The organism is Aporhodopirellula sallentina SM41 (assembly GCF_000346505.1).
Lineage (GTDB): Bacteria > Planctomycetota > Planctomycetia > Pirellulales > Pirellulaceae > Rhodopirellula > Rhodopirellula sallentina.
On the sequence record NZ_ANOH01000388.1, the window covers coordinates 1 to 12110 of the forward strand.

8 protein-coding genes are annotated in these 12110 nt (G+C 53.8%); all 8 read right to left on the reverse strand.

What is annotated here, in order from left to right; all coding sequences use genetic code 11:
* Positions 1 to 437: sulfatase-like hydrolase/transferase (locus RSSM_RS25085; RefSeq protein ID WP_044303617.1), on the reverse strand; the 437-nt coding region annotated here is incomplete at its 3' end.
* A 204-nt stretch (positions 438 to 641) separates the two neighbouring features.
* Positions 642 to 3041, reverse strand: coding sequence for an alpha-amylase family protein (locus RSSM_RS25090; protein WP_044303619.1), 2400 nt, complete (start codon positions 3039 to 3041; stop codon positions 642 to 644).
* 86 nt (positions 3042 to 3127) lie between these two features.
* On the reverse strand, positions 3128 to 4852 hold the full coding sequence (locus RSSM_RS25095; RefSeq protein WP_008686520.1) for a sulfatase-like hydrolase/transferase: 1725 nt from the start codon (positions 4850 to 4852) through the stop codon (positions 3128 to 3130).
* A 69-nt stretch (positions 4853 to 4921) separates the two neighbouring features.
* Positions 4922 to 6874, reverse strand: a complete 1953-nt coding sequence (locus tag RSSM_RS25100) for a glycoside hydrolase family 127 protein (protein ID WP_008686521.1) — start codon at positions 6872 to 6874, stop codon at positions 4922 to 4924.
* Between the two features lie 111 nt (positions 6875 to 6985).
* A complete protein-coding gene (locus RSSM_RS25105; protein WP_236621372.1) occupies positions 6986 to 8038 on the reverse strand; it encodes a kappa-carrageenase in 1053 nt (350 codons plus the stop codon).
* Positions 8039 to 8227: 189 nt separating this feature from the next.
* The gene (locus tag RSSM_RS25110; RefSeq protein WP_008686523.1) at positions 8228 to 9658 is read right to left on the reverse strand and encodes a sulfatase-like hydrolase/transferase; all 1431 of its coding nucleotides are present in this window, start codon (positions 9656 to 9658) and stop codon (positions 8228 to 8230) included.
* 360 nt (positions 9659 to 10018) lie between these two features.
* Positions 10019 to 11107 carry a sugar kinase gene (locus tag RSSM_RS25115; protein ID WP_008686525.1) on the reverse strand — a complete coding sequence of 363 codons (1089 nt, stop codon included), beginning with the start codon at positions 11105 to 11107 and terminating at the stop codon, positions 10019 to 10021.
* Between the two features lie 141 nt (positions 11108 to 11248).
* On the reverse strand, positions 11249 to 11887 hold the full coding sequence (eda, locus tag RSSM_RS25120) for a bifunctional 4-hydroxy-2-oxoglutarate aldolase/2-dehydro-3-deoxy-phosphogluconate aldolase (protein ID WP_044303618.1): 639 nt from the start codon (positions 11885 to 11887) through the stop codon (positions 11249 to 11251).
* Between the last annotated feature and the right edge of the window lie 223 nt (positions 11888 to 12110).

Genomic DNA, 12110 nt, shown 5'->3' on the forward strand with positions numbered 1-12110 from the left:
TTCGGTTTGTCGGGCTTGCGGCTCCACGACTTTTCCATGTCCGCAACGCCATTGTGATGAAAGATCTTGCCGCTGTAGATCGCCTCGTACCCGTTGGCGATGAAGTGTTGCGAGAGTGTGACGATGTCCGGATTGAGATCGCGGAAGTATGCGTAGTTCTCAACGACACCGATCGTGTCCGGGCGCGCTCCGGTCATCAGGCTGGCACGCGACGGACTGCAGATCGCTTGTTGGCAATAGGCACGGTTGAACAACAATCCGTCTGCGGCGAGTTTGTCCAGGTTCGGTGTGATCGCAATCTCTGAACCGTAACAGCCGAGCTCCGGACGCAGGTCATCGATCGCTAAGAACAGGACGTTTGGTTTTTGACCCAGTGCGTCGCCGTGACCGACTAAAACAGCGGCAAGGATGAATAAGGTTCGGACCGCGAATTTCATGTCGTTCACCGCAAAAAGAGATAGCTGGGAAAAGGCAAGTGCTAGAGTCGTAAAGTTGCATCGCAGTTTGATGCTCGCCAGCTCTTTGATCCATCGTCCTAGCAGGCAGTATGAGTGGCTTTGGTGGAGTCGACTGCGTTGCCGAATGACTCAACGAAATCGGAACGCTCGTCCATTTACCGAAACGAGCTCGTGATCTCAGGATCAGTCGCCTAGCGCCTGGTCCGAAACTTCGAGCAACAGTACGCCGTTTGAGGGAAGCTCAAACTGGGAACCCAGTTCTTTCTCGGTCAGCATGTCAGTTGCGTTGGCTGACTTTCCATCGTTCCACGTGACGTTCAATTTGGCGGCATGTTTTCCAATGTTCAGGACGTTCAAAAGGAATCCACCTTTGGGATTTCTGACCACTCGCCACGTGCAACCTTTGGATTGCGAGCCGTTGTCCTCGCTGAGTCTGAGTTCGGGAAGGCTCCCTGCCACGAGTTTGAGTATCTCGGCTTTCGTTTCCTCGAGCGAAAGGTTGTTGTCCATTACGACGAGGGTTCCGTTCCCGTCGGCAAGACGCTCATCACGCTCGTGGCCATACTCATTCATCGACAAACTCGTGTGGCAATCCATCAACACGGTACCACCGTTGTCCAGATAGCTTTGCAAGGCAGCGAATTCTGAGTCGGTCACGAATTCTGTCTTGTAGACGACGATTGCATCCCAGTTGCTCGCGTCCTGCTTCTGAATGATCTTTTCGGTTGCAAATCCAAGGGGGAATCCTTCGAAGAACAATTGCTCGTAGATCTCAAACAACTCTGTCATGTGACGATGCTTGTTGATCGCGGACGTCTCCGAGTAGAACAGGCGAATCGGGCGACGTTGCCTGCGGATCGCCATGACCTCTTCTGAGAAACTGTTCAGGTCGTACATGACCTGCGTCACTGCGTTGACGATGTGTGGTTGCTGGTTGGCTGACCCTGCATAGGAACCTGCCAACGCCGGATCAAAGAAGTTCAATTCCCCTTCCATCCGATCCTCTGGAGAACCGTCGGGATCGCGTGCCCACCACCAAGCGAGATTGGCGTCCATTCCCTGAATCGTTGCCAGCCAATAAACGTTCCTGACGTACTCCGCAGGCTGATTCAGTTCTCTCACCCAGGACGCCGACAGGAAATGGTTCTCTGAGTTGAAGTGAATTTTGTTGGGCGCCACGGATTCGAGGAAGTCGTACGTCATGCTCAACTCCTCCCAGAAATAGGCGTAGTGCGATTCCCACGGATCTGGTTGTTTGCGGTTGAGGTTTCGGATCCACTGCGTCTTTGCATCGTCGCCGATCATGGAAGTGAGTTCTGTCAACGCTTCCACATCAATTCCATGAGAACGGTAGTTCTCAGAAAAGAGATTGGGTTGCAGTTTGATGCTGGTGTCCGCATCGGGATTCCCTCTTCTCAATTCGCGCTGAAGGTAAGTAAACCAATCCGTTCCGCGTTTCATGTTGAATCGACACCAGTCGTACCACATGGGAGAACCGCGGTGAGAACGCGAGATCGGAAACGGATAGCTAATCGAGTCGAAGTCGGAAAACGTCGTTGCCCAGTTCTCGTTGAGTTTTTCGATGTTCCCGTCATAGGTTTCTTTCAACCAAGCTTTGAACTTGGCGTCGGTGTAGGAGGAAACCGAATTCATCTCCTGATAACGCTGAGTCCAGTGCTCTTTCGCAGCGTACCAATGCGGTTCATTGGAAAGGATGTAACCGAGTTGGGTTACCTTTTTCCCTTTCGTCAGTTCGCCCGCCTTGCGAGCGATCTTTCCCCACACGTCTCGGACCAGAGGGTTGTCGATGTCGTAGCCGGTGAACAACCCGCGGCCTCTCTGAGCTTCGGGCTCCTTTCTCAACACCCAATCCGGTATGCCGCTGTTCCAAAACAAAAGGAAGCCCACGTTCGAATTGGGAATGCCGGTGATCTCAGCTAATAGCTCTTGATCGAAAGTGCCATCTTGTTTGAGAAGGAATGAGTTGATCGCGCGGTCGTGATCAACCGGATAAAGGTTTTCGCCACCATGATAGATCGCGCCCAAGTGATCGTTGTAGACCTGGGTGTCGGTGAGGCTACGTCCGACCGATTTTGAAAAATAGTCATACAGGAAGATCGGTTTGCCGTTGCTCAGCAGAACGTCATCGCCAACCTCGATGTTTTGCCAATCGACCTTGTTCACCGGGCGTCGTTTAATCTCTCCACTTAAGACGCTTTCGAGCGTAGCGACTGCTCTGTCGAGCATCTCGATGACTTTCTTACGTTCAAAGTCAGGTAGTTCCTCGGCGAGTTTTGACTTTTGCGTTTTGAACGGGGCATGGTACACGCCGAACAGATATTCATTCGCCTGTTTGTTTTCCTCGTCCCAATTGGCGAATTTCAGAAACTGCTTGGAAAACCAAACAACGGACTCTTCCCGCGTCACGTCGAGTGAACGTTGGCGGGCCTCGTCCATCAATGCCTCGAGTTGGCTAATCTTCGATACCGCGTCTCGTTCGAGCTTTGATTCCGCGGCAGAGTTTGTCGCGCACGCGAACTGAATCGCGATGCCGAGCATCACAACAGCGCTGAGTCGTACCATTATTCCTGTTTTCATTTTCGGATCTGCTTTGAAAGACACCTCGTGTGGTCGCACTTCCACGAATGGGTGAACGCTGGCGGATCGATTCACTTTGACCAATACGTCTTCTTTTCTTTCCCCGAGGCAATGCCGTCGTTGTTGGTGTCAATTTCTCGGAAGATTGCTTCCGCTTTCTGCTGGTTCCACGTCCATCCGTTCTTCTCCCATTTCGCTTTCTCCATCGCAACGAAATGTTCCATCGTGCTGTCACCTCGTTTCAGTTTGACGCCGGATGCAGTCGTGCGTGGAGCTTTGACTACCGGTTCGGCGATGTCATTGTCGGTAACGTGACTCACCGGTCGCAGTTTTGGGGCGCCAACTTCCATGGCGAATGTTTTTTCAAAGTGGGGCATGTTCGTTCCGACCCATTTGTCACGTGCTCCAGGCGAATCAAAGAACAATGGTGTTTCGTGAGTGTGACTCCATTTTTCCGCGGCGGCGATCAACTCTTCGAGTCGTTCGGGGTTGCTCGATGCGAGGTCGTGTTCTTCCGAAAGGTCTTCGGTGATTTTGAACAAACGCCAAGGTTGATTGGCGTAGCGGACCGCTTTCCAGTCACCGCGGCGAGCGCTGACGTCGGTGTAGCCACCCCGGTGTCGCATTGCAAAGATCACCTCATTGGGCCGTGGGTTGTTTCCTTCCACGAATGACGAAAGGACGTTTTTGCCGTCGAGTTGTTTGTCGCTCGGAATTTTCGCATCGGCGACGGCCGCGAAGGTTGGGTAAAAGTCGAGCGACGAAATGGGGTGATCGAACTTCTGTGCCGGGATCTTTTTAGGCCAATGGAAGAACATCGGTACGCGGAACCCGCCTTCCCATGTGTCACCTTTGACGCCACGGAAAGGTGCGTTAGAGGATCCGAATACAGACTTGCCTCCATTGTCGCTGAGGAACACGACGAGCGTGTCGTCGAACCGACCCTGCTTTTTTAACGCATCGGTAACCAGCCCGACTCCACGGTCGACAGCCGTCATCATGCCTGCCACGACACGGCGTTTGCGGTTCTTGATATGTACGTTGGCGGCGAGGTCTTCCTCGGTCGCTTCCATCGGAGCGTGAGGAGCGTTGTAAGCAAGATAGAGAAAGAATGGGCTCTCCTTCTCAGATGCTTCATTGATAAAACGAACGGCTTGTTTCGAAAGTGCGTCAGTCAGGTATTCATCTTCGGTCGTCGGATTGCCGTTGTGTTCGAGCGGCAACAGGTAGTCATTGATTCTCGCTTTCCCGGTTCGTTTTTGACGTTCGTAGGCGCCCGAGTATTGCTGCGGAAAGTAGTTATGGCCTCCACCCAGGAAACCGTAAAAATCGTCAAATCCGCGGTTGTTGGGGTGGTAGTCGGCTTCTTCACCGAGGTGCCATTTGCCGATCGCACCTGTGGTGTAGCCGGCGTCGTGCAGGACTGTGCTGATCATCGTTTCCGATTTCGGAATGCCTAGCTTGTTGTAGTCGTCCATTCCGGCGTGCAGTGGTGGCAGGTTGTATTGACCACCAAACGTGTGAGGGTAACGACCTGTCATGAGACCCATCCTGCTAGGGCCACAGAATGGGTGCGCGACATAGCCGGATGTGCATATCGTGCTGGCTTTGGCGAGTGAGTCTAAGTTTGGAGTTCGAATATCAGGAGCGCCTCCAAACCCGACATCGGAGTAACCCATGTCGTCGCAGATAATGACGACAATGTTTGGACGGCTCGCTTCGCCCGCGAATGCCACTGTCGTGGTGCACGCAAGTGAGGCGAGCAAGACCGCGGCGGAGAATGGTTTGACGATCATGGGGATACCGACCTGGATGGAGAATGGTGGGAGTATGAGAAGGGTTGTTCGATGGCGAGGTGATCGGAATTACTTCCAGACAATTGGCAGCCACACGGTCATCTCGGCGGTGCCGCGGTTGGACCACGCGTAATAGGGAACAAACCGGACCGGCATGCTCTTCCACTGAGGAGAACCCAACGGTCCGTACATGTTCGAGCGTTCGTCAGATTTGATTTGCACGTTGCCCGTAAGGGTTGTGATGCCGCTAAGCACGTCCGGGTCGTTTTGTTTCTCGAATTGAATATCACTCGGAACGTAGACATCCAACGTGCGTACACCCTCGGGCAGGTCCGGTGATTCAAGGCAGTAAACCAACGGCCCCACTTTGATCGCCGTCTGGTTGCGCGTTTCTTCGATTAAGGGGTGTCCTTTCATCAATGTCGCATCCATTGGCAGCGACAGTTCAATGGTGTCACCGGCTTTCCAGGCTCGTTCGAGAATCGCGAATTGTCCGGGATGTGTGGCAACGCCTGCATCGACACCGTTGACTCGCAGCGTGGCGTTGACTGCCCAATCTGGAATCCGCATCCAAATCTCGAAGGGATCGTTCTTGCAGGCATCCAACGTGATTTTGATCTCCCCGTCCCATGGGTAATCGGACTCTTGCCGCAGTTCGATCGCCGAGCCATCGGTTAACTCGGTTGCCAACCGATTGCCACCGTATAGGTTCACCGCGACGCCGTTGTCGGTCAGGCTATACGCCCAACCGGAAAGCTTGGCGATGGTGCGCACCAAGTTGGGCGGGCAGCAAAAACACTCGATATAGGATTCGCGGTTGGCGGATTCGGTACAATCGCGATTGTCTTGATACTCGCGCTGCCCGTCGTTGTAACGCAGCGGGTTGGCATAAAAATAGTGTTTGCCGTCGGCACTAATGCCCACCAATGCACTGTTGTAGGCAACCAGTTCCATGATGTCGGCATACTTGGAATCGCCTTTAATGCCGAGCAACCGATAATTGAACATGGCATTGGCAATGTTCGCACAGGTTTCGTTGTATGCGGTCGCGTTGGGCATGAGGTAGGCGTCAAGGAACCCTTCCTCGATTTTGTCGCGCCGCGTGGAGGCGCCGAAGTGAGCTTGGCCGACTGCACCGGTGACATACATCTTTTGATTGGCGACGTTATCCCAAAGTCGGTCGAGAGCGTCGATCAGGGCTTGCTCGCCGGTTTCCGCGTACACATCGGCGGCACCGGCGTAGTAGTACATTGCCAACACGGCATGACCAACGGCCTCTGTCTCTTCTCGCAGCGGCACTCTTTCCTGGACCATGTCACCGATCGGATAGCCCTCGGTGCTCGGATCCTCGACAACGTCGGATTTACCACGGTTGTTGATGAAAATCTCAGCGAGTTCGAGGTAGCGTTTGTCGCGAGTGGTTCGGTAAAGTTCCGTCAATCCCATGATCTGCGATTGATTGAATCCGAACCGGCAAAGTTCTTTCGGTTGAGGCTGGAATAGCTTGTATAGCAAGTCCGCATTTTTGATTGCGATATTGAGAAAGTTGGTCGCGCCGGTAACTCGGTGATGGACGCATGCGGCGGTGTAAAGGTGTCCGCAGTTGTACATCTCGTGGTACTTGCGGTTGGAAAAGTGAGCGATGCCATCGATTTGGATATTCGTATGTAGGTATCCGTCATCTTCTTGCGCCTTGGCGATCACCTGGATGATTTCGTTGAGTTCATCAACGATTGCTTGGTCCTGATTGATGGCATAGACGTAGACACACGCTTCCATCCACTTGAAAAAGTCACCATCGTGCCACGCGAATCCGTGGTGTTGTCCTTCTTGGAGCCCTGCAGCGATTTTGAAGTTGTTGTAACCGTGCCCGATGTCGCCTTTGAGCAGGCTGCCCATGTAGGGCACCATCACTTGCTCGCACTGACGGAACTTTTCGGCCCAAAAACCTTCCGTCCACTGACACTCGCCAATGCCGATGCTTTTGAGTTTGACATGTGGGCTGTTGGACGTATCAATCATGTTTTAACGCAGTGATATGTATCAATGTATCGAGTGGAACTCGTGAAATTATAAAGTGAATGTTCGTCGGTGCTTCACGCATGCATTCGAGCGATGGGGATGGGCGGGCGTTTATTGCTGCGATGCCTTTTTCTGTGCGAACCATTTTTTGCGTTCGATTCCCGACGCGATTCCGTCATGATTGGTGTCCATTTCGGCGAACGCTGCTTCCACTCGTGATTGATTCCAACGCCATCCATTTTTCTCCCACTTCGATTTTTCCATCGCGACATACTGATCCAAGTTCATGCCATAACCGTTTGCTCGCGACGAAGTTTTGGGGCGTGTGGGCAACGTTCTGGATTTCCACACGCGCACGTAGTCGACAGTCATTTCGGTCGGGAATCCGTCTTGGGTGGTCTTCTCAAGGGCTGCGATTCGTGCTCCGTCTTGGTAGTTCTCGAACGGACGACGCAGGCCCAGTGACAAAGTGATGTGCATCGGCAGATGCCAATAAAGGTTTGCTTTGCGAGCGATCTCTTTGCCATCGATGTACCAGATAACAAACTCAGGTGTATTCTCTACCGCATAGGTATGAAAGTCATCGCGAGGGTCGAAGGGGGCGTGATATTCGTTCTTGTTCGTTGCTGGATGCGTACCGGGGCGAATCCACTGGCGTTTGCCGTTGCGAATCAGAACGGCGTGCAGGTTGCAGTCGATGACCTCGACGCCATTGTCCTTCTTGGTTTCAAAGTCGTATTCGCCTTGTTGGAGTTCGATGACGTCAATCTCTGAGTAGGCGACTGTTTCGCCGTCATCGGCGAGGTATCGATTCTCGGGACCTTTGCTGTGCAACCAGAACGCGGGTGATGCTCCGGGGAAACGATCGCAACCTTTCACCCTTGCCTCAAAATATCCATAGGTGATCGTTGCGTATTGACGAGCGATGCCTGACTTGTAAGCAAGTTTCTTATCACCGCGTAGATGGTCTTCCTGGATCATTCGTAGATGGATGCATCCTTCGGATTGATAGGTGTTGTCCGATTCCCAACTCCATGTGCCCCAATCTTCGGTGTCGATGTTCCATTTGTCAGGATCGATAGCCTCGCCATCAAACTCATCGCTGATGTCTTCGCGAAGAATCCAGTTTCCCGAGTTGGTTGGATCTGACAGGGGAACTGGCATCGCGTTTGGCGCGTTGGATGATTGGCTCGGCCGTTTCTCTGCGATACTGTTCGGCATGGCGCACAATGTTGACAGCGCAAACGTCAGCGAACGCAAAATCAAAAGGCGATGATTCATGTTTTGAGGAGAGTTTGTGTTGATTCGAGCACGCGAAAATGATTCATTGCGGTAGGACGTGAGGTGCGTGAATCAGTAGTCTGGCGATGGCGGCGATCGAAATTGATCGGTGCGACGCGAGGACCATCCCTCTTCAGCGCGTCGAAGCATGAATAGAGGGCGTTGTAATTCTTGTTCCCAAGCAAACATCTTTCGGAACATGGATCGGACTCGTTCCGGATATTTTTGGGCGAGGTTGTGTTGTTCTGACGGATCGTCAGCGAGGTTAAAGAGTTCGGCGGGGCGGTCGGGGAATCGCAACAGTTTCCAGTCGCCTTCGCGGATTGCCCCACGGGTTTCCATTTTCCAATGAAGGGTTGCGTGAGGGGCGGTGTCTTTTTTGCCTTGGAGATACGGAAGCATGTTTACGCCATCGAGATTTTGGATGGAGGATGGGGAGCCTCCTGCGGCGGCAACAAACGTTGGGAGCAGATCGAGCGTGATGAGGGGTGATTCGTATGTCGATCCGGCTTCGATTTGTTGCGGCCAACTGATCAGACCTGGTACGCGGATGCCGCCTTCAAGTTGTGTGCCTTTGACACCACTGAACGGGTAGTTGCTCGAACCGTTTTTGTCCATCGGGCCGCCATTGTCATTGGTGAAGACGACGAGGGTGTTGTCGTATAGCTCCAGATCGTGCAGTTGATTGATGATTTTGCCGCACGCTCGATCCATTGAGAGAGTCATCTGCGCGGCGGTGCGTCGTGTACCCTCGAGATCCGCAAAGGTATCTTGGTCAGCAGGGTCAGCTTGCATCGGCGTATGGACGGCCGTGAACGAGACGAACGCGAAGAAAGGCGTGTCCTGGTTGCGTTGAATGAACGCGCACGCTTCATCTGCGATCGCGTTGGTAAGATAGCCTTCGTGTTCTTGATAGCCCTCGAAGTTACGCTCGAGCAGGTTCTCTTTGGGAACGGTCTTGGGGTTTTTGTATGAGTAAAAACTACGTGCACCACCTCGCATGCCGTAGAACTCGTCAAAGCCGCGTTGAAGCGGGTGATAGCGATCCGCGATTCCCATGTGCCATTTTCCCAAGATCGCGGTTCGGTAGCCGAGGTCTTGTAAGTGGTCACCTATTGTTTTCTGGTCAGTCGGTAAGCCCATTTCATCGCCGAGCAAACGGCTATGAGGACTCATGATCCCAGGGACGTTGATCTCTTCGAAGCCAAATCGTTGTTGGTAACGTCCGGTCAGCAATCCGGCGCGCGATGGGCCGCAGGTTTCTCCAGAGACATAGAACTGAGTGAGTCGAACACCTGACCTGGCGAGTTTGTCCAGATGCGGCGTTCGAAAGTGGCGACTGCCGTGAAAACCGAAGTCTCCATATCCTGCATCGTCAGCGAAGAGCAGGATGATGTTGGGCGGGGCGTCCTGTTTTGGCTGGCGAGGCGTTGGTACGTCAGCGGTACAAATGGAGGAAAGGAAAAGAAGGAAAGCGACGGTAGAGAGTTGAGTCGAACGCACGATTTGGCCCCAAGGAATCAACGCGGATCTGAAGCAAGTCAGTAGCCCAGGGTGCTATTGTAGTACAAAAGGTGGTGGCGTGGTCAATGGGCGGTAAGGCGTTGATAAGTAATTTCTAGCGAAAAGTATCGCCCCGTTGTTGCTGCCGACGACGGGCTTCGCGTGACGACGCGTTTTTGCTGAACAGAGGGACACGCATGTTTGACTCGAAATAGTATGCGTGAGCGAGAGAGGGCACCGATGCAGCGGGTGCGAGGTTCGCCGCAGGCATTTATCGTTGTGCGGGCAATTTGCCGCCGCGTAGACAGGGGAGGTTTGATGGCGTTAAAGATCGACCGATGGTCATCTCGCCGGTTCGTGTTAGCGAACGACACGTCCGGACGCAGAGCCGCCCATCAGGGAGTCCACTTCTGTTCGGGTGGAGTAGTTGAAGTCGCCTTTGATTGAATGTTTGAGGCAAGAGGCGGCGACGGCGTACCGTACTGCCATTTCAGGCGAACTGAGTTCCGATGTCGTCAAGGCAAAGATCAGGCCGCCAGCGAAAGCGTCGCCGCCGCCCACGCGATCGACAATATTCTTGATCTCGTAGGGTCGGTACTCATTGTCCGCCGACAACGGTGCGAAAGACGGCTGGTCGGTGGCGGAATCATACAGCATCGCACCCCAATTATTGTGTGTCGCCGAGAGACTCTCTCGCAGTGTGATGGCGACACGTTTTACGTTGGGAAACGAGGCTACGACTTGGCGTGCGACATCCGGATAACGTGACGTATCAAGGCTTCCCGCATGCACGTCCGTGTCACCGGCCTGGATACCGAGTACGTCGTGGCAGTCTTCTTCGTTGGCGATGACGACATCCACATACGGCAGGATTGCCTTCATCGTTTCTCGCGCGAGTTCCCTTGAAGATTTTGGCTGTTCCCATTTCCAGAGTTTGCCACGGAAATTCAGATCAATGGAAACGGTGGCTCCTGCGGCCTGGGCTTTCTGTGCGGCGACGAGCGTGGCCTCCGCTGCGTTTCGCGATAGGGCTGGTGTGATGCCGCTGAGGTGAAGCCATCCGGCGTCGTCAAAGATGGAGTCCCAGTCGTATTGATCAGCCGGGGTGATCGCGATCGCAGAATCCGCGCGGTCGTAGATCACGTTGCTCGGACGTTGGTTGGCACCGGTTTCCAAGAAATAAAGTCCGAGTCTGCCGATATCGGTGCGAAGAATGTACCGGGTGTCGATTCCGACGGCGCGGATGGCGTCCATCGTTGCGTCTGCCAGGGCGTGTTTAGGCAGTGCCGTGACATAGCGTGCGGACCCGCCGAAGTTGCAGATCGACGCTGCGACGCTGGCTTCCGCGCCGGCGTAGGTTACTTCTAAATCGCGAGTTTGCCGAAGGCGTAGATTGCCGGGCGCGGCGAGTCGTCCCATGATTTCACCGAACGTCACGATGGTCTTCATTGGTTCATTCCTCGGGTGAATCGAGATGAATAGGAAACGTGGGGATGCCTGTTCGTTGTTAGCAGTAACATCGCGGATGATTCAACGCCTAGTACGGCAACTGTTTTTCGTTTGTGATCGAAAGAGAACCCGCAGACTGAGTCAGCAGTGTTTTGCTACCGCGGCAGCACGTTCGGTGATGCCTGCCCAATCTTCCTTTTCAACGAGTTCCCTTTCGACGATCCATGATCCGCCAACCGCGGGGATGTTGGGTTCACAGAGATAGTCGCCCATGTTTCCTGCGTTGATCCCGCCGAGAGGAAAATACTCGATTTGGAGGTGTTGGTAGGGAGCCGCCATGCTCCGCAGATAGCTGATTCCTCCTGTTGCTTCCGCGGGGAAGAACTTCACGAAGCGGCATCCCATTTCGATCGCGGCTTCGAGATCAGACGGTGTGGCGATGCCAGGTGCGAACGGTAACCCAACCTCTTGAGCGGCACGAATAACTCGAGGGTTCATGCCTGGTGAAACACCAAAATCGGCTCCCGCGGACTTTGTTTTGGCAACGGTCTCGGGACTGAGGATTGTGCCTACGCCGAGCAGAATATCGGGGACGTTTTCCGCGATTGATTTGATCGCATCCATGCCCGCTGGAGTCCGCAGTGTGAGTTCGATGGCGTGAATGCCGCCGGCCAGAAGTGCCTCGGCAATCGGCACGGCATGCTCCACCTTCTCTACCGAAAAGCCTGCGACGATACCGGGCGTTCTCAGTCGGGCGAGTATCTCTTGGGGGAAGGTCATGGGGACGACCGAGATTTTGAATCGTAGGGGAAGGGAGACGTTAACACGCGATATTGGGTGTCGCGGCGGGTGAACGCTGCGAGCTAGGGATGTGTCGGTGTTAGTTGCCGACGAGAACCGAAACGCGTTTGAGCGTGAGGTATTCTTGAAGGCTGTAGCGTGAGCAGTCTTTGCCGACTCCGCTTTGCTTGAGTCCGCCGTGGGGGAGGTGGACGGCGTAGTG